The sequence below is a fragment of the Alphaproteobacteria bacterium genome, from assembly GCA_019746225.1.
Lineage (GTDB): Bacteria > Pseudomonadota > Alphaproteobacteria > Paracaedibacterales > VGCI01 > VGCI01.
Genome location: JAIESE010000044.1, coordinates 1 through 19,702, shown reverse-complemented (window position 1 = coordinate 19,702; position 19,702 = coordinate 1). Strand labels below are relative to the sequence as shown.

Annotated in this window: 15 protein-coding genes; all 15 read left to right on the top strand. The window is 47.5% G+C overall.

Going from position 1 to position 19,702, the window contains the following annotated elements:
- Positions 1 to 224: 224 nt before the first annotated feature.
- Positions 225 to 2,216 (top strand): primosomal protein N', encoded by a 1,992-nt coding sequence (priA, locus tag K2Y18_08355; protein ID MBX9805746.1) that lies wholly within the window; start codon positions 225 to 227, stop codon positions 2,214 to 2,216.
- Between the two features lie 98 nt (positions 2,217 to 2,314).
- Positions 2,315 to 2,842, top strand: a complete 528-nt coding sequence (locus K2Y18_08350; protein ID MBX9805745.1) for a CAP domain-containing protein — start codon at positions 2,315 to 2,317, stop codon at positions 2,840 to 2,842.
- A gap of 79 nt (positions 2,843 to 2,921) precedes the next feature.
- The gene (locus K2Y18_08345; GenBank protein MBX9805744.1) at positions 2,922 to 3,593 is read left to right on the top strand and encodes a phospholipase; all 672 of its coding nucleotides are present in this window, start codon (positions 2,922 to 2,924) and stop codon (positions 3,591 to 3,593) included.
- A 13-nt stretch (positions 3,594 to 3,606) separates the two neighbouring features.
- Positions 3,607 to 4,551, top strand: coding sequence for a malate dehydrogenase (gene mdh / locus K2Y18_08340; protein MBX9805743.1), 945 nt, complete (start codon positions 3,607 to 3,609; stop codon positions 4,549 to 4,551).
- A gap of 30 nt (positions 4,552 to 4,581) precedes the next feature.
- Positions 4,582 to 5,751, top strand: coding sequence for an ADP-forming succinate--CoA ligase subunit beta (gene sucC, locus K2Y18_08335; protein ID MBX9805742.1), 1,170 nt, complete (start codon positions 4,582 to 4,584; stop codon positions 5,749 to 5,751).
- The gene (gene sucD / locus K2Y18_08330; GenBank protein ID MBX9805741.1) at positions 5,751 to 6,650 is read left to right on the top strand and encodes a succinate--CoA ligase subunit alpha; all 900 of its coding nucleotides are present in this window, start codon (positions 5,751 to 5,753) and stop codon (positions 6,648 to 6,650) included. Before sucC ends, sucD begins: the two co-directional genes overlap by 1 nt.
- Before the next feature lie 25 nt (positions 6,651 to 6,675).
- Positions 6,676 to 7,227 carry a hypothetical protein gene (locus K2Y18_08325; GenBank protein MBX9805740.1) on the top strand — a complete coding sequence of 184 codons (552 nt, stop codon included), beginning with the start codon at positions 6,676 to 6,678 and terminating at the stop codon, positions 7,225 to 7,227.
- Between the two features lie 145 nt (positions 7,228 to 7,372).
- Positions 7,373 to 10,252, top strand: coding sequence for a 2-oxoglutarate dehydrogenase E1 component (locus K2Y18_08320; GenBank protein ID MBX9805739.1), 2,880 nt, complete (start codon positions 7,373 to 7,375; stop codon positions 10,250 to 10,252).
- 2 nt (positions 10,253 to 10,254) lie between these two features.
- Entirely contained in the window at positions 10,255 to 11,592 is a 1,338-nt protein-coding gene (gene odhB, locus K2Y18_08315; GenBank protein MBX9805738.1) for a 2-oxoglutarate dehydrogenase complex dihydrolipoyllysine-residue succinyltransferase, read from the top strand.
- 1 nt (position 11,593) lies between these two features.
- Positions 11,594 to 13,012 (top strand): dihydrolipoyl dehydrogenase, encoded by a 1,419-nt coding sequence (gene lpdA, locus K2Y18_08310; protein ID MBX9805737.1) that lies wholly within the window; start codon positions 11,594 to 11,596, stop codon positions 13,010 to 13,012.
- Positions 13,013 to 13,026: 14 nt separating this feature from the next.
- Entirely contained in the window at positions 13,027 to 14,103 is a 1,077-nt protein-coding gene (locus tag K2Y18_08305; protein ID MBX9805736.1) for a DUF2157 domain-containing protein, read from the top strand.
- Between the two features lie 447 nt (positions 14,104 to 14,550).
- Complete coding sequence (locus K2Y18_08300) at positions 14,551 to 15,453, top strand: arginase (GenBank protein MBX9805735.1); 903 nt, start codon at positions 14,551 to 14,553, stop codon at positions 15,451 to 15,453.
- A complete protein-coding gene (gene rocD / locus K2Y18_08295; protein ID MBX9805734.1) occupies positions 15,440 to 16,678 on the top strand; it encodes an ornithine--oxo-acid transaminase in 1,239 nt (412 codons plus the stop codon). Before K2Y18_08300 ends, rocD begins: the two co-directional genes overlap by 14 nt.
- Before the next feature lie 396 nt (positions 16,679 to 17,074).
- On the top strand, positions 17,075 to 19,033 hold the full coding sequence (tkt, locus tag K2Y18_08290) for a transketolase (protein MBX9805733.1): 1,959 nt from the start codon (positions 17,075 to 17,077) through the stop codon (positions 19,031 to 19,033).
- Positions 19,034 to 19,040: 7 nt separating this feature from the next.
- On the top strand, positions 19,041 to 19,702 hold a 662-nt coding region (locus K2Y18_08285; GenBank protein MBX9805732.1), incomplete at its 3' end, for a haloacid dehalogenase-like hydrolase.

Genomic DNA, 19,702 nt, shown 5'->3' with positions numbered 1-19,702 from the left:
GAGCTTTGTATGTATCGTATAGTGTAGAAACAACTCTTCAGTTGCCCCTGGATTGCTTCACCCCCCGACCCTTGCGGGTCGTATGGGGGCTCGCAATGACGACCAGGTGATTGCTTTAATCGGTCATTACCCTAGACGCAACCTGGGCAAGGGCAGAGGTAAGCTACTTTGCTTTCCCCCCCAACTTCTCTGTTGAACCATTCCTCGTTGTCACGCATAAGTAGATGAGGAGTATAAAATTGCTAAAATCTCAATCTACCGTTCAAATTCTTCTGCCGATTGCCGTTGATCGTCCTTTCGATTATGCTGTTTCTGGGGATTTACACTGCGATGTCGGTGATATGGTCGAAGTCCCATTTCGCGGGAAAACGGTCGTTGGTGTGGTTTGGGGGAAAGAGACGACCGCTTATTCAGGCAAGCTCAAAGAGGTTATTCGCAAAGTCAATCTCCCTACACTTTCCCGCGAAACTTTAGAGTTTGTCACTTGGGTTGCGGGGTATAATTTGGCCCCCCTTGGGATGGTCTTAAAAATGGTCTTGCCCGTGCCGATCGAGCCCAAAACGAAGGCCAGAAAATCCCTGGAGATTGGGGTTCCCAACCTGAATCAGCAGGAAACGGTTTCATTATCAAGTGATCAAGAGGAAGCGGCAGAAGCGATTCAAAAGGCAATTGCTACTCATTCATTTCAGCCCTTTCTCTTGGATGGGGTGACCGGTTCAGGTAAAACGGAAGTTTATTTATCGGCCATGGCTGAAGCCCTCAAAAAGGGTCAACAAATTGTCGTGCTGTTACCTGAAATTGCGCTCACCACTCAATGGTTGGATCGTTTTCAAAGACGTTTCGGTGCCGCACCGCTTCAATGGCATTCGGGTTTAAGTCCAGTTCAGCGCCAACAAACATGGACGGCTATTTTGGAGGGACGTGCACCGGTCATTGTGGGTGCACGTTCTGCTCTCTTCTTACCCTTCCCAAATTTAGGGTTGATCATTGTCGATGAAGAGCACGATCCGTCCTATAAGCAGGAAGAGCAGGTTATTTATCAAGCCCGGGATATGGCCGTTGTTCGCGCAAAACTCAGTAAAATTCCGATCGTGTTGGTGTCGGCCACGCCGTCCTTAGAAACCGTCACGAATGTGGAACAAGGGCGGTATCAGCATCTGGTTTTGAAGAATCGTCATGGGGGAGCGAATATGCCCACGATCCGGGCCATAGATATGCGCCTCTATCCCCATAACTGGATCTCGCCCCCCCTACAGGATGCGATTACCAAAGCCTTAGAGGCGAAAGAACAAGTCATGCTGTTTCTTAACCGGCGCGGCTATGCGCCCCTCACCTTATGTCGGGGGTGTGGGCATCGGTTGATGTGTCCGACATGTACCTCTTGGTTGGTGGAGCATAAGCGAAGTAGCCGTCTCCAGTGTCATCAATGTGGGTACTGTCTTCCCTTGCCGAAAGTTTGTCCGGAATGCAAAGCGGAAGAATCCCTCATTGCATGTGGTCCTGGGGTTGAACGCATCTTTGAACAAATCACCCAAACATTTCCCAAAGCACGCTGTGAGATGTTGACCAGTGACATGATGTCCACGCCAAAGCACATTCATGAACTGATTCGCCGGGTGACCGACCATGAGGTTGACATTATTATCGGGACGCAGATTCTGGCCAAGGGTCACCACTTCCCCATGATGACATTGGTGGGTGTGGTGGATGCGGATCTGGGATTGAGTGGGGGAGATTTGCGCGCGTGTGAGCGCACCTATCAGTTGCTTCATCAGGTGTCGGGCAGAGCAGGTCGCGAACAGCGACCCGGGCGGGTGCTTCTTCAAACCTTTAATCCGGAGCATCCCGTGATGGCGGCCTTGGTGGCTCAAGATCGTGATGGCTTTGTGGACGCGGAAAAATATGAACGAGAGGCGCGCCTCATGCCGCCGTTCGGGCGATTGGGCGCGATCATTGTCTCTGGACCTGATGCGACACGCGTCGAACAAGTCGCGAAAAACCTGGCGCGGTCAGCCCCTCATCATCCCGATTTCATGGTTCTTGGGCCCGTACCCGCGCCGCTGGCTCAATTGCGCGGCCGCCATCGGTGGCGACTACTGGTCAAAACCACAAAGTCTGTGCCGTTGCAGCAAATATTAAGTTCTTGGGTTGGGGGGACAAAGTCTTTTTCCAATGTCCGAGTCACGGTCGACATTGATCCTTATAGTTTTTTGTGAGGGGAGTTTGGGTTTTTTATTTTCAAAATAATTTTAATTGCCTCAAGCCTTGTTGCCCCTTGATCCCCTTTCCCCCCATACCCTATGCTTAAGGAGTCTTGCATATCAAAAGAGGTTCTTTCCGGGTGAGAAGCGTATTCATCAAGCTTGTTTTTTTGCTATTCACATGCTTGCTCACTTGTTCGGGCCAAACTGCGGTAAAGCCGTCTCCCCCTTTCAAGGAAAAATACTCAACGGTCCTTTCTACAGAGGAAAAAGAGCTTCTTGATTTGACGAATCGCAAACGCATAAAAAAGGGCCTTAACCCCCTTAAAGTCAGCAAATACCTGATGGGCACAGCACGCAAACATTCGGAACGCATGGCCCGACACCACCACTTGACCCATCTTATAAAAGGAAAAAACTTTCTCTATCGTCTCAGAAGAGCAGGGTATCCCGGCAACAAAGCCGGGGAGAATGTCGGTCGCTCCAGAAAAGGGGCGGAGCGCGTCATTCACCTGTGGATGAACTCGCCGAATCATCGCGTTAATATATTAAACCCCCAATTTAAGGATATTGGTATCGGTATTTCAACAGCGTCAAATGGTGAAAAATTTTACACTCAAGTTTTTGGGGCGCAAAGGTGAGGCCAACTCTTGAACGAGATGGCTATTCAGGATAAGGTAAAGCACATGATGTTCATGAAAATCTAAGGATTAGCGAAACATGATTCAAGGTCCTGGACTCTTGCCACAATCAGGAGAAAAAGCAAAGAAACTGGTAGTCATTTTGCATGGCTATGGCTCCAATGGGGAGGATCTTTTGAGCCTGGCACCCTATTGGTCTGAAATGATGCCTGAGACCGAGTTTTTAGCGCCGAATGGTCCAGAAGTCTGTGATGCTTTTCCGTTAGGGTACCAGTGGTTTAGTCTCAAGGCTTTCACGCCGATGTTTGTTCGTGAAGGGTTGGACTATATCCGCCCTTTGCTAAAGACTTACCTACAGGATGAACTTGCAAAGCGAGATCTGACGCCAGGGGATTTGGCGGTGGTGGGCTTTTCTCAAGGGGCTATGGTTGCACTTGATCTGATGTACACCCTTCCAGGCATTGGAGGCATTATTGGCTACTCCGGGGGATTCTATCCCTCAACGGAATCTCCTATTAAAGCCCCTCACCCAGAGGTCCTTCTTGTCCATGGAGATATGGATATGGCTGTGCCTTATGGCTATTTCATGGATGCGCAGAAGCAGTTGAAGAATTTGGGTGTTCATCCACAGACATTGACCTGTTTTGGTTTGGGGCATAGCATAGATGAAGAAGGGTTAAGAGTTGGCTTAAAATTTTTGAAGGAAGTGTTTGAGCAAGAAGAGCACGTCATTTATATGAAACAGAAATAGGAAAGATCAGATCATGGCACGAAAAAAGATTGCTCTTGTGGGGAGTGGGAATATTGGTGGCACCTTGGCACACCTCATCGCCTATAAGGGGTTGGCGGATGTAGTATTGGTGGATGTGGCCGAAGGCCTTCCCCAAGGAAAGGCCCTGGATTTGGCGCAAAGCATGGCCGTTGAGGGTAACCCCACATCGATTACGGGCGGTAATGATTATGCTTTAATTGAGGGGGCAGATGTGGTCATCGTGACGGCGGGGTTAGCCCGAAAGCCGGGCATGAGTCGCAGTGACTTGCTGACCATAAATTCTGACATTATTTCTGCTGTAGCCGCGCCTATTAAAAAGCATTGTCCGCAAGCCTTTGTTATCGTGATCACGAACCCTTTGGATGCCATGGTTTGGGTAATGCGCGAGAAAACGGGCCTTCCGCATCATCAGGTTGTCGGGATGGCGGGTGTTTTGGACTCAGGGCGCTTCCGGTGTTTTTTGGCACAAGCTTTGGGCGTTTCCCCTTTGGATGTGCAAACATTCGTTTTGGGGGGACACGGGGATGCGATGGTTCCTTTACCGCGTTATACCAGTGTGTCAGGGATTCCCTTGCCTGACCTTATGGCGAAGGGTTGGATTAGTCAGTCCCAAGTGGATGCGATTGTGGATCGCACCCGAAATGGAGGCGCGGAAATCGTTAATTTATTGAAGACCGGTTCCGCATTTTATGCCCCTGCAACCTCAGCCATTGTGATGGCAGAATCCTACCTCAAGGACCAGAAGCGCATTCTTCCCTGTGCTGCATGGCTCACGGGTGAGTATGGCGTCAAGGACATGTATGTTGGTGTGCCTGCGATTATCGGAAGCAAGGGCGTGGAGAAAATTGTCGAATTTGATTTGAGCGCTTCTGAGCAAGAGGCTTTCACACAATCCGTGAATGGGGTGAAATCTTTGATTGCGGAATTGAAGAGGTAAGCGGGATCGTTATGACCAGAAGGATATATGATGAATATTCATGAATATCAAGCAAAAGCGCTCCTCAAAGCCGATGGCGTTCCGGTTTTGCGCGGGCATGTTGCCTATACAGTGGACGAAGCGGTGAAGATCACATCCGACCTCGGAGGTACTCTCTGGGTTGTCAAAGCCCAAATTCATGCGGGCGGGCGCGGCAAAGCCGGGGGGGTCGTCTTGTGTCGAACCCAAGTGGATGTGCGCCAAGCAGCGACGAAGCTGTTGGGAAGTCAATTGGTGACCCATCAAACGGGACCAAAAGGGCAAGAAGTCAAGCGCCTGTATGTTGAGGAGGGCTGCGATATTGCCCAAGAACTTTACTTAAGTTTGGTGGTGGACCGGGTACATCAATGCCTTTCCTTTGTGGCATCAGAAGCGGGGGGAATGGACATTGAAGAGGTATCCGCCAAAACACCCGAGAAGATTTTGACCCTTCAAATTGATCCCGCCTCTGGGTTTCAACCCTATCATGGTCGCAAAATTGCCTATGGACTCGGACTTCAGGGAACAGTCGCCAAAGCCTTGGGGGACCTTGCCAAAAATCTTTATCATAGTTTTGAGAAGGGCGATGCTAATCTCATTGAAATTAATCCTTTGGTTGTGACAAAGGCAGGGAATTTAGTGGCCGTTGATGCCAAGATGACTTTTGATGATAACGGGTTATTTCGCCATCCAGAAATTGAACAATTGCGGGATGAGGATGAAGAAGATGCTGCCGAACTTGAGGCGAACCGTCAAGGCTTAAGCTATGTGAAATTGGATGGCAACATCGGGTGCATGGTCAATGGCGCAGGGTTAGCGATGGCGACGATGGATATCATTAAGCTTCATGGGGCGGAACCAGCAAACTTCCTTGACGTGGGCGGTGGTGCCTCACAGGAAAAAGTCGCGGCAGCCTTTAAGTTGATCCTGGCAGATTCAAACGTTGAGGGTATTCTCATTAACATCTTTGGGGGGATTATGCGCTGCGATATTATTGCCGAAGGGATCGTTTCCGCTGCCAAAGAAGTGCACGTCACCGTGCCTATGGTTGTGAGATTGCAAGGAACAAATGAGAAAGAGGGGAAAAAGATCTTGGCCGAATCGCCCTTGACAATCATCTTAGCGGATGACCTTGCAGAAGCAGCGGCGAAAGTTGCCGAAGCTGTCAGGGAGGCTGCCTAATGTCTATTCTCATTGATCGTAACACCAAAGTGATTTGCCAAGGATTTACAGGTAAACATGGGACATTCCATTCGGAGCAAGCATTGGCATACGGGACCAAATTGGTTGGAGGTGTCACACCTGGCAAAGGAGGAACAACCCATCTCGAGCTCCCGGTTTTTGATACGGTTGGGCAAGCCGTCAAGAAAACAAATGCCACTGCTTCTGTCATCTATGTCCCTGCAGGGTTTGCAGCGGATGCCATCTTTGAGGCAGCCGATGCAGGCGTTGAGCTCATTGTCTGCATTACAGAAGGCATCCCGACCTTGGATATGGTTCGAGTCAAACGGGCCTTGGAAGGAACAAAAGTGCGCCTCATTGGTCCCAATTGTCCCGGGATCATAACGCCCGATGAATGCAAAATTGGCATTATGCCAGGATCCATTCATAAGCCTGGGAAAATAGGAGTAGTTTCCCGCTCCGGAACCTTGACCTATGAAGCTGTGGCGCAAACGACGGCGGCGGGTCTTGGTCAGACGACCTGCATTGGTATTGGCGGAGATCCCATTAAGGGTATGAACTTTGTGGATGTGCTCAAATTATTTTGGGCAGACGATGCTACACTAGGAATTCTCTTAATTGGCGAAATCGGGGGGCAAGATGAACAAGATGCAGCTGCCTTTATTGCCCATCAATACAAGAAAGGTCATCACAAGCCGGTGGTCTCGTTTATAGCTGGCATGACAGCGCCTTCCGGGCGACGTATGGGCCATGCAGGCGCGATTATTGCTGGGGCTGGTGCAAGCGCAGGTGAAAAGATAGAAGTTTTACGCAAAGCGGGTGTACATATAGCCGTTTCTCCTGCAGAATTGGGTAGTACGATGCTAAGAGCGATGCAAGAGTCAAAAATCATCAGCTAGAGATCAGATTAAGGGAATAACCGATATGAACAACATTCAATTTCTTTTCATTTTGAGCGTGGGTTTCTCCTCTCAAGTCTTGGCAGCAACGACTAATGAGCCAAAATCAACGACACAACAATCGATTGTAAAATCATGTAATCCAGATGAGGCCGTTGGAAGCTCCCTATCTCCTTCCGTTCTTGAAAAAAATGTCGAAGAGGCCCTCAAAGCCATTAAAGCCAAATCTCCACAAGTCCATGAAGATTCCTTGAGAGTGTTTAAAAATTTTAAGAGTCACTCTAAGCCCGTTCATTGGACTTATCGCTCTTGGGGGCGCTCTCTCATTTTATGGCTGAGAGATGAAAAAGATATGGCTTTTAATACTCGGGAAAAAGTGGGAAAGGTCTTTATGGTTCTTTGGCATAAACAGTTGATTTCTGAGAGTGCGGTCATGCTCCTTACGAATGATGCATGGTCACACTTGGTGTACTTGGAAGGTGTTCCTTCCTGGGAAAAAAATATGGAAGAAAAAGCGCATCGCGGTGGAAAAGAGGTCGTTGGTTCTAACAGAATTGTGAATGACAGGGCAGCTTAAGAGGGATCTCTTAATTGACACAAGAGTCTGATTTCAAAAATGAATGTATTTTGACAAGTAAATCTTAACGTTTTTAAGGGTATGCTAGGCATTATAAATCTAGTCAATCTAGAATATGCAAATTGCACGATGCGAGATGAGTGGAATGACAACACAGCAGCATGAAGATAGTTTCCTTTATGGCACAAACTCACCTTTTATTGAGGCGCTTTATCAAACCTATCGTCAAAATCCCCAAAATGTTTCAGAAGACTGGCGTCAATTCTTTCAAGGATTAGGTCCCGATGCAGGGGCGACGGATGATCGTCCTCCCAAATGGAAAAAGCGCGTGCGAGAAGTTATCGAACGCTCAATTTATCATAAGGATTCGGAAAATCTCTCTCAGGTGACCCAAGGAATGCTGGATTCCTTGCGTGCTTTGATGATGATCCGGACATTTCGCGTTCGTGGCCATCTTATTGCTCATTTAGACCCTCTGGCCTTGGAAAGGCGTATCAGTCATCCTGAGGTGGATCCCGCCACTTACAACTTTGGGCCCGATGATTATGATCGCCCCATTTTCATTAACAAAGTGCTGGGTTTTGAGTGGGCAACGTTGCGTCAGATTCTAGATCGCTTAAAGTCGACCTATTGTGAGACTGTAGGCGTCGAATTTATGCACATCCAAGATCCGGATCAGAAGGCTTGGATTCAAGAAAGAGTTGAGAATACACCCATCAAGGAAAGAGTTAACGACGCTAGCCGCAAAAAAATATTGCATGACCTCATTCGTGCAGATTCTTTTGAACACTTCCTTCATGTCAAATTTGCAGGCGAAAAGCGGTTTGGCTTGGAAGGAGGCGAGACTCTCATTCCAGCTTTAGAAGCGATTTTAAGCAAAGTGGTCCAACAAAATGTTGGAAGCGTTGTATTTGGAACAGCTCACCGGGGGCGTTTAAGTATCCTTGCGAATATTTTGGATAAGCCCTTGAGTGCTATTTTTGTCAAATTTTCTCATGACCAAAACCCTTTCGGATTGGCCTATGGATCCGGGGATGTGAAGTATCACCTTGGTTTTTCAGGAGATCGACAGATAGAAGGACGTTCTGTTCATTTGTCTTTGGCCTCAAACCCGTCTCATTTGGAGGCCATCAATCCCGTTGTCCTTGGCAAGGTGCGCGCCCAACAAACCCGCATCGGTGATGAAGGGCACAATCAAGTCATAGCTTTGTTGTTGCATGGGGATGCCGCCTTTGCAGGCCAAGGACTTGTCGCAGAAACATTAGAATTGTCGGGGTTAAAGGGTTACCAAACGGGCGGAACAATTCACCTCATCATTAACAATCAGATTGGATTTACCACAAGCCCGCCTCATTCACGTTCCTCTCCCTATAGCTCTGATATTGCCAAAGCTATTCAAGCTCCAATTTTCCATGTCAATGCGGATGATCCGGAAGCAGTTGTTTGGGTGTCTGAACTTGCTGCAGAATTTCGGAACCTTTTTGCACAAGATGTTGTCGTTGATATGGTTTGTTACCGTCGCTATGGTCACAATGAGATGGATGAACCATCCTTCACTCAGCCAAAGATGTATAAGGCAATTGCGAACCATCCAACGACATGTAAAATTTATACTGATAAAATGTTGGAGTCTGGTCTTGTAACGCCTGAGGATGTTGAATCCTTTCGCGCTTTATATGAGGTTAAACTCAATCAAGAATATGAAAAGGCAGCTCAAGCGGTCAAGGATGCTCGAGAGGAGAAAATAGACTGGTTAGAAGGGATTTGGACGGGGATAAAGCCACCAAAACATCTTGAAGATCATGATGAAAATCTGAACAATACGGGCGTTTCCGGTGAGCTTTTGAAGGAAGTTGGAATCGGTAATTTCCATGTTCCTGAGGGGTTTGCTCTTCATCCGCGCATTGCGCGCCAATTTGACTTGAAACGCAAAGTTATAGAATCAGGAGAAGGTATTGATTGGGCGACTGCAGAAGCTTTAGCCATTGGCAGCTTGCTCATGGAAAATAATCCCGTACGATTGAGTGGACAAGATTGTAGCCGAGGAACCTTTTCACAACGACACGCTGTTTGGATTGACCAAGAAACAGAAGAGAAGCATGTTCCCTTAAATCATTTGAAAGAAGGTCAGGCTCTATTCCAAATTGTGGACAGTCCTTTGGCGGAAGCTTCTGTATTGGGATTCGAGTATGGTTATAGCTTATCGAGCCCTCATACCCTTGTCATGTGGGAAGCCCAATTTGGGGATTTTGCCAATGGTGCTCAAGTCATTATTGACCAATTCATTTCCTCAGGAGAGATCAAGTGGTTACGGCTCTCAGGCTTGGTGATGCTCCTCCCTCATGGGTATGAAGGACAAGGGCCTGAGCATACCTCTGGTCGTCTTGAACGGTTCTTGCAATTGTGTGCCGAGTCGAATATGCGTGTTGCCAATTGTACGACCCCTGCAAACTTCTTCCACATTTTGCGTCGGCAAATTCGAAGTGACACCCGCAAGCCTCTGATTGTTATGACACCAAAATCTCTCTTACGCCATCCTAAGGCTGTTTCTTCGTTAAAGGATATGGATGTTGGATCCTATTTTCAAACCGTCATTCCGGATACGCTTGTAGCGGAACCCAACACACAGCGTGTGGTGTTATGTAGTGGGAAGGTTTATTATGATTTATTCGAAGAGAGAGAAAAACAAGGGATTCAAAACGTAGCCCTCGTTCGTTTGGAACAATTTTATCCTTTTCCGCGCGAACAATTATTATCAGCATTGAGACCATACGGACAAGCAGAATTAGTTTGGTGTCAAGAAGAACCGTTGAACATGGGAGCGTGGTCATTCTTGGATCGTCGCCTGGAAAGTGTTTTGATAGAATTAGGGAACAAACATACTCGTCCCGTTTATGTGGGACGAAAAGCGGCAGCATCACCGGCCACGGGCGTTTTAAGTCGTCATGCATTAGAACAACAGGAGTTGGTTTTTGAAGCGTTGGGATTGAGCGCGAAAGAAGCTGAAAGAGAGAAGGGGAAGTAAGTATGTCATTAAGCGGACAAAGTGAGATTAAGGTTCCTGCATTAGGAGAATCTATCAGAGAGGCAACCGTTGCAAAGTGGTTAAAGTCTGCTGGTGATTCTGTGAAAGTCGACGAAGTCTTGGTTGAGCTTGAAACAGATAAAGTGACCTTAGAGGTGAGTTCTCCCACGTCAGGTATCTTAACAGAAGTGCGTGCTGATGTTGGGGAGACGGTCGCTGTTGGTGATTTACTGGGCTTTGTGACCAAAGCAGATGAAGAAAGCGCCCCCCAAAAAACGCCTGAGATACAAGCCTCGGAGATAAAGGCCCCAGAGACAAAAGCTTCTGGGCCGAAATTTCTGGCACAAAAACCCCTTGAGCCGAAAATATCTTCCCTCAAAACTGTGATGTCGACCATGATGACTTCTGGTCCCCAGAAAACCGCAACCCCTCCTCAAAAGGCCCCGGAGGAGAGGTTCCCCCCGTCTGTGAGAAAACTAGCTGAAGAATTGACCATTAATCCAAAAGATGTCCTCGGAACGGGTAAAGGAAATCGGGTGACGAAGGGAGATGTTTTGGGTGTCGGGCAAGGAAATTCATCCACGAATGAAGAATCCGTTCCCGTACAAGCGCCCCCTGGTCAATCGACAAGAGTTTCAGATCAGCGAGAAGAGCGGGTGAAAATGTCTCGACTTCGGCTGCGCATTGCTGAGCGATTAAAGGAGGCCCAAAACACAGCGGCTATTTTGACCACTTTTAATGAAGTTGACATGACAGCGATCAATGCGATGCGGGCAAAATATAAAGAATCATTTGAGCAAAAACATGGCATTCGTTTGGGGGTTATGTCCTTCTTTGTCAAAGCGTGCGTTCTTGCATTAAAGGAATTTCCAGCTGTCAATTCAGAGATGGAGGGAGATGAGATCATTTATAAGAACTACTACGATATCGGGGTTGCAGTCTCAACACCTCAAGGTCTTGTGGTTCCGATTGTGCGCAATGCTGACCTCTTAAGTTTTGAAGAGATCGAAAGGGAAATAGCATCCTTGGCTCAAAAAGCGAAAGATGGTAAGTTGACCATTGCTGAAATGACGGGGGGAACGTTTACGATATCCAATGGTGGTGTCTTTGGTTCGTTGTTGGCAACGCCTATTTTGAATCCGCCTCAAACGGGTATTTTGGGCATGCATAAAATGCAAGACCGCCCCGTGGTCATTGATGGAAAAATTGAGATTCGCTCCATGATGTATGTGGCCTTGTCCTATGATCATCGGGTGATCGATGGTCGGGAGTCAGTGACTTTCTTAGTGCGTGTTAAAGAAAATTTGGAAAACCCAGAACGCTTAATGTTGGATATGTAAAATGAGTGAAGCCATCGATTTATTGGTTATTGGTGCAGGTCCAGGGGGCTATGTGGCAGCGATTCGAGCTGCTCAATTAGGGATGAAGGTTGTTGTAGTGGACAAACGCTCCTTGCCTGGGGGGACTTGTTTGAATGTAGGCTGTATCCCTTCAAAAGCCTTGCTTCACTCTTCTCATAAGTACATTGAAACAAAAAACAACTTAGAAAACCATGGGATTGAAGTTGAAAAGGTGCGCCTCAACCTCAAGAAGATGCAAGGACACAAAGAAAATGTGGTTGATGAACTCACCCGAGGCATACACTTCTTATTCAATAAGAACAAGATTACTTTTATTCATGGGACCGCTCAAATAAAAGGACGCGGTAAGGTGCAAGTGATCACCGCATCAGGAGATGAGCAGGATTGGGAACCGCGTCACATTCTCATTGCCACAGGATCTGAGCCGCTTGTTCCTGCAGGAATGGAAGTTGATGAGGAGTTCGTTGTCACGTCCACGGGTGCTTTGAGTCTGTCAAAAGTACCTAAACACCTCGTTGTCATAGGGGCAGGGTATATTGGTCTCGAGCTTGGGTCTGTATGGGCGCGCCTCGGGGCGGCTGTTACGGTCGTTGAAGCTCTTGATCATCCCCTACTGACCTTGGATCAAGAATTGGCATCTGCTCTTCACAAGTCATTGTCCAATCAGGGATTGATTTTCAGATTTGGCCATAAGGTGGCAAAGATCATGAAACGTGAGAAGGACGTGGCCTTACACATCCACCCCTCGACTGTTGAAAATTTAGAAGAACCCGAGATCATGACGTGCGATGTAGTGTTGTTGGCCATCGGTCGGCGTCCCCACACGGAAGGATTGGGCTTGATTAACGTTGGCATCAACGTCGATGATCGCGGATTTATCCCAGTTAATCGTCCCACTTATGAAACCGTGTGCCCAGGCGTTTATGCCATAGGGGATGTAACGCCGGGGCCGATGTTGGCCCATAAGGCGGAAGAAGAGGGTATTGCTGTTGTCGAACGCATCGCCGGACAAGCGGGACATGTAAACTATGACGTCATTCCGTCGGTTGTTTATACCTCTCCGGAAGCGGCCATGGTTGGGAAAACGGAAGAAGAGTTGAAGAAAGAAGGGATCGCCTACAACGTGGGTAAGTTTCCTTTCCTCGCCAATGCCCGTGCGAAGGCTGTTGGAGACACCGCCGGTTTCGTCAAAGTCTTGAGTGATGAAAAAACGGATCGAATTCTTGGTGTGCATATCATTGGGGCGGAAGCTGGCACCATGATCGCTGAAGCCGCCCTTGCCATGGAAATGGTGGCCTCCGCCGAAGACCTGGCACGCACCTGTCATGCGCATCCCACTCACTCCGAAGCCTTGAAAGAAGCCGCGATGGCTGCGTATGGGAAAGCGATTCATATATAGGGGGCAACACCGTTATGAACTATACGAAAAAGCAAGCTAAAATCATTACCCAATCTTTGGCAGAATGGGAGAATCAAAAACTCCTAACTAAAGACTTATCAAACAAATTGGCAAAAACGATCAAAGTTATTTCTTTTGATTGGTCCAGGCTCGCTCGTTATTCATTTGTTGTTTCCATTGCGTCAATAATTATTGCCATAAGCGCGATATTTTTAGACAAATATCTAATGGCGTTAATGACACATTATTTTACAGCGCCTGTAGGTGCTAAAAGTTTATTTTTCTTTATTCTATCATCTTTAATTTTCTGGTTAGGGAGTCAAATAAGGCAAGCGAAACCTGGTATGGTTTTTCGAAATGAAGCCATCTTTGCCTTAGGTGTGATGGCTTATGCTGGGGGCATTTACTATGGAGGCAATTTTCTTAGTAACCAATTTAATTTAGCATCTGAGAACTTTAGTACGCTCATTTTATTTGGGTGTATTTCCTACGCCATTATTGGTTATCTTTTGAAATCGCAGTTAATTTGGCTTTTCTCATTGATTTCTCTGGGAGGATGGCTTGGGGCTAAAACGGGCTATATGTCAGGTTGGGGATCTTACTATTTGGGTATGAACTACCCTTTAAGATTTGTTCTATTCGGCGGCCTTTTGACGATCGCTGCACTCAGCCTTAAGGAATTTGAACGATTTAAGAAATTTTATCAGACGACCGTTGTAATGGGCTTGCTTTATTTATTTATATCTCTTTGGATACTCTCAATTTTTGGAAATTATGGGGATATTGATGGATGGTATCGAGTCCAACAGATTGAGTTGTTTCATTGGTCTCTTTTGTTTGCCTTTGGTGCTCTGGGTGCTTTTGTCTATGGCCTTAAGCATGACGATGCAACAACCAGGGGGTTTGGGTTAGTGTTTTTATTCATTAATCTTTATACGCGATTTTTTGAGTATTTCTGGAATCACGTTCACAAGGCAATATTCTTTAGTCTTCTGGCTCTAAGTTTATGGTATGTTGGGACCCGTGCTGAGACCATATGGAATCTGAAATTAACATCGTCGTTAGATAAGAAGAGAGCTAAAAAAACTTAAGATAACTTTTAATCGCTGACTTATTTCAATCGACACATTCCCAAGCCTTGAAGGAAGCCGCAATGGCGGCATATGGGAAAGCGATTCATATTTACACAACAAGTCTTTGGTCATAAAAGATACCAAGCTGAGGCACAAATTCTGCGCCTCGCTTAAGATCTACGTATACCCTTGACATCTCTACAAAACGGCATTACAACTCAGCCCATGAAGACTTATACACCATCTTGTTTCTACCCCCGCCCCTTGCCTCGACCTACAGGGTCGTAAGGCTTCAATTCGCTTAGTAAAATATAAAGCCTTACGACAAATCTCACTAAAATTCATAAATTTAAGAGAGTAGGACGATATATTTTGAAGGCGATACAATTTCATACAAAATTTACCTTTGTGCCCCAAAATAAGAGTAATGGTCGAAAGACTCATAGTTTTGAAGGGGAAAGTCACGTGCGGCAGTTGAATATTATTGGCGTTGGATCCGGATGGGGGGCCCGAAATATGGGCGCTGCGGATGGACCAAAAGTTCTTTTAGAGAATAGTCCGCCCTCATTTCGACAGTTTCCCCAATCATTGACTTATTGGCATCATGAGCCTTTGTCTTTTCATAATCCCGGACGGTTGCCCAATGATCGCGCAATAGCCCATGCGGATCATGTTTTTGAGATGGTTTCAGCCCTTTGCCTTGAGACCAAGGAGTCAGTCGAGCAGGGAGAGATCCCCATTGTCCTTGGCGGGGATCATTCGATGGCTATTGGCACTTGGAGTGGTATCAAGGCCGCTTTGCCAGGGCAAGAGATGGGATTGATTTGGATTGATGCACATATGGATGCCCACACGCCTGAAACGAGTCCTTCATTAAATGTGCATGGTATGCCCCTTGCAGCGCTTCTTGGACAAGGCGAGTCCCGTTACGTCAATCTTGGTGTGAAGGGTCCCGTGGTCAAGCCTGAGAATCTATTTCTTGTGGGGATTCGAAGTTTTGAAGAGGGGGAAGCCTTGCTTCTCAGACGCTTAGGGGTGCGGGTCTATTCCGTGAAAGAAGTGCAAGAAAGAGGCCTCGTCCCCATCCTTCATGACATCCGAACGAAACTGTCTACCCATCGCTTTGGCTTGAGCATTGATGTGGATGCCTTTGATCCTGAAGAAGCCCCAGGTACCGGAACACCAGAAGCATTAGGCTTGAGATTTTCAGATGTCAAAGAGGCTTTGTATGGCTTGGCTCAAGATCCAGCTTTTCTAGCGCTTGAGATTGCGGAATTTAATCCCCATAAAGACGTCAATAACAAGACATGCCAGTTGGTCTGGGATCTGGTATCAACAGTAACAGGAGGTCTATATGACAAAGAATAATGAGATACGTGCAAAGAAATCCCTAACCTCTAAAGACTATATTTCCTTGGAGGAAAAATGGTGTGCTCACAATTATCGTCCTATCCCTGTTGTGCTGACAAAGGGGAAGGGCGTTTGGTTGTGGGATGTTGAGGGGAATAAATATTTAGATATGATGTCCGCCTATTCTGCGGTGAGTCATGGACATTGTCACCCGAAATTGCTGGCCACGGTAAAAGCCCAAGCGGGTCGTCTTTCCATGTGTTCCAGGGCCTATTATACGGATGTATTGCCTCGGTTTCTCAAGAAGTTGTGCGCTGTTACGGGTATGGATCGTGCATTACCCATGAATACGGGGGCCGAAGCGGTTGAAACAACACTGAAAGCCGTGCGCCGTTGGGGGTATTTTACGAAGAAGATTCCCGAAAATAAGGCTGAAATCATTGTTATGGCCAACAACTTTCATGGTCGAACCGTTGGCATTATCAGCTTTTCGAGTGACCCCAGTTATAAAAGTGGATTTGGCCCCTTCTTGCCAGGGTTTAAAGAAGTCCCGTTTGGAGATGCTGCAGCCGTGGAAGCGGCCATCACACCTAACACCTGTGCTGTTTTAGCAGAGCCTATCCAAGGGGAGGCGGGAATAATTGTTCCGCCTAAGGGATGGCTGTCAGCAGTTTCAAAGGTTTGTAAAAAGCACAATGTGCTGTTGATTGTCGATGAGGTGCAAAGCGGTCTTGGGCGCACCGGCAAAATGTTTGCCTGCCAACATGAGGATGTTCATCCTGATGGGATGATTCTCGGCAAAGCGTTGGGCGGCGGGTTCTTCCCCGTTTCGGCGCTTGTCGGAAAAGAACATTTAATGAAAGGATTTACGCCTGGCAGTCATGGGTCAACCTTTGGCGGAAACCCGTTGGCTGCCGCCGTTGCCCTTCATGCCCTTGAGGTGTTAGAGGAAGAAAAATTAACCCAGCGCAGTGCCGAACTTGGCGCCTATTTGATGACCGAATTAAAGAAGATCAAACACCCCACCATTCGTGAAATCCGAGGGATGGGTCTTTGGATCGGTATTGACCTCTTTCACGGACCTATTGATGCCCGACACATCTGTGAAAAGCTGAAGGAACAGGGGGTTCTGTCAAAGGAAACGCATGAGACTGTTGTTCGCCTGGCGCCTCCACTTATCATTACACGCAAAGAGCTGGACTGGGCGATTGCGCGTATTAAAAAGGTATTTGAGGCGTTGTGATACGGTCCCCTTCTTAATGAATTTAAAGAGCAGAGTATTCCTTTTTTGAACCTCTTGTACTCCCCCTCTCTCCTTGTGGGAGAGTGAAAAAACCCATTCAAATCAAGGATTTGAACATTCGCCATGTCTCAATATTGAGCCTTCAAGAAGGCAATCATTCAACAAAGCTCCTAGATAGAAAGTTGTAGAAGAAAAAGCTTCAAGAAATGGAATTCTTAATTGATTTAGATCACCCTTGTGAAGGAACAAGGGTTAATAACAACAGAAAACCATGAGACCATCCCCCCAAACCCTCTCCTCAAAATTCTCGAGATGTGCTATAAAATAACTTTTATGAAAGCACAAGAATCCATGGCACCATCTTTATCACCGTCTTCCACCGTTTCTCACGATGACATGGCCAATGCCATTCGTTTTTTGAGCATGGATGCGGTTGAGGCCGCCCAGTCTGGCCATCCAGGCATGCCGATGGGGATGGCAGATGTGGCGACGGTGTTGTTCCGCGATTTCTTGAATTTTGACCCCCATCAACCGGCCTGGCCCAACCGGGACCGCTTTGTTCTGTCAGCAGGGCACGGGTCAATGCTGCTTTATTCTCTCCTTTATTTGACAGGCTATCCGGATATGACTCTGGAGGAGTTGAAACACTTTCGACAATTGGGGAGTCGAACGGCAGGTCACCCTGAATATGGACATGCAAGCGGCATTGAAACAACAACGGGACCCTTAGGGCAAGGGATCACGAATGCGGTGGGAATTGCGTTGGGACAATCCCTTCTCGCCGCGAGATTTGGGGAGGACCTCTTCAACCATTTCACTTATGTCATTGCCAGTGACGGGGATTTGATGGAAGGGATCTCTCATGAAGCGATCTCCTTTGCGGGGCATCTCAAGCTCGGCAAGTTGATTGTGTTTTTTGATGACAACCACATCTCGATCGATGGTCCAACGTCCCTGGCCGTATCTGATAATCAGACCGCGCGCTTTGAGGCGGCAGGGTGGCATACCACCAGCATAGATGGTCATGATGAAGCGGCAATAATCAAAGCCATTCAAGCGGCGCAAAAATCTGATAAGCCATCGCTTATTGCGTGTCGTACTCAAATAGCTTTTGGCGCGCCAAAAAAAGTGGGCACAGCAGCGGCGCACGGGGCCCCCTTGGGAGCGGATGAAATTGCTGCGACACGTGCCGCATTGGGATGGTCACACCCGCCTTTCGTTGTGCCAGAGCCGATCCTGAAAGCTTGGCGTGATGTACAGAAGCGCGGGGTTGGATGCGCAAAAGCTTGGGATACTCAATTGGAGTCATCCCCTCATAAGGCTGAAATATCCCGGCGCCTTGAGGGTCATTTGCCAAAAGGTTGGGAAAAGAATGTTCAAGATCTGATCGCCCATTTGCAAGAGGAAAAACCCCGCCAAGCCACCCGTCAGCTGTCTCAGCGCGTTCTCGAGGTTTTGACGGATGATGTGCCTGAAATGGTAGGGGGATCTGCGGATTTGACGGGTTCCAATAACACGAAAGCAGAAGCTCAAACTGTTGTTACGTCTCAAGATTTTTCAGGGTCATACATCCATTACGGCGTGAGAGAACATGGGATGGCGGCCATCATGAACGGCTTGAGCCTCTCCAATCTCCTGATTCCCTACGGGGGGACGTTCCTGATCTTTAGTGATTATATGCGCCCTGCCTTGCGCCTATCAGCTTTGATGAAGCGGCAAGTCATATACGTCCTTACCCATGATTCGATTGGCCTCGGCGAAGATGGGCCCACACATCAGCCGATTGAACAGCTTGCGGCGTTGCGCGCGATTCCTAACCTTAATGTCTTTCGCCCCGCCGATGGGATTGAGGTAGCAGAATGTTGGGCTTTGGCTCTGGAGCATCGCCATACCCCATCAATTTTGGCTTTGACACGTCAATCCTTACCAACGGTGCGTCTGAATAAAACATCAGAAAATCTTTGTGCGCGCGGTGGTTACTTGTTGAAAGACTGTAATGGGGCACGCAACGTAACTTTGATCGGGACAGGTTCAGAAATTGAAATTGCCCTCAATGCCCAAGACCAATTGCGCTTGGAAGGCATTGAAGCTGCGGTCGTTTCCATGCCCTGTTGGCGTCTGTTTGATGATCAACCTGAAGCGTATCGCAATGAAGTGTTAGGCAATAATACCCTAAGAGTGGCCATTGAAGCAGCGGGTCCTTTGGGGTGGGAAAAATATGTTGGGAGCGATGGCATCATCATTGGCATGACATCGTTTGGTGCTTCTGCGCCTGCTAAAGATCTTTACCGCCATTTTGGGATAACGGCCGAAGCGGTTGTTAAGGCTGTTGTGGCCAAGATGAAAGGGTCTTAATTTTTCCATGAAACCCATTCTTTTTGTAGACCTTGACGAGTCCTTAATCCGCACAGACATTTTGCGCGAGCAACTCATTCGCTCCATGGCAATCTCTCCTTGGAAAACCTTGAAAATTCTCATTCAACAAGGCTTTCGACCTGAACGGGTGAAGGCTGCTATCGCAGCGCAAATTGAAACGGATCCGACGACGCTTCCCTATAATGAAGAAGTTTTGGCCCTCATTCATCAAGTAAAAAAAGAGGGACGGCAGGTGGTCTTAGCAACGGCTTCCCATGAGAAAGTAGCAATGCAAATTGCCAAACATCTTAAAGTTTTTGATGCGGTTCTGGCCACAACAGATACCTTCAATTGTAAGGGCAGAAAGAAGCTCAATAAGATGAAAGAATTTGCCAAGGGCGCTCCCTTTGATTATGTGGGGGATAGCCGAGCCGACGTGGCTATTTTCAATGAGTCTCATACCCCTTACATCGTTGGAGGATTGGCTTACGCAAAAGCCCATCAAAGAATTCCGCGCTCCTCGATTCTAAAGCCATTCCTGGCAGCCATTCGTCCCCATCAATGGGCCAAAAATGGACTCATCTTTCTGCCTCTTCTCACGAGTCATCATTTGACTTGGGCCACCCTTCTGACGGGGGTTTTAGGGTTCATTTGTTTCTCCCTGGCGGC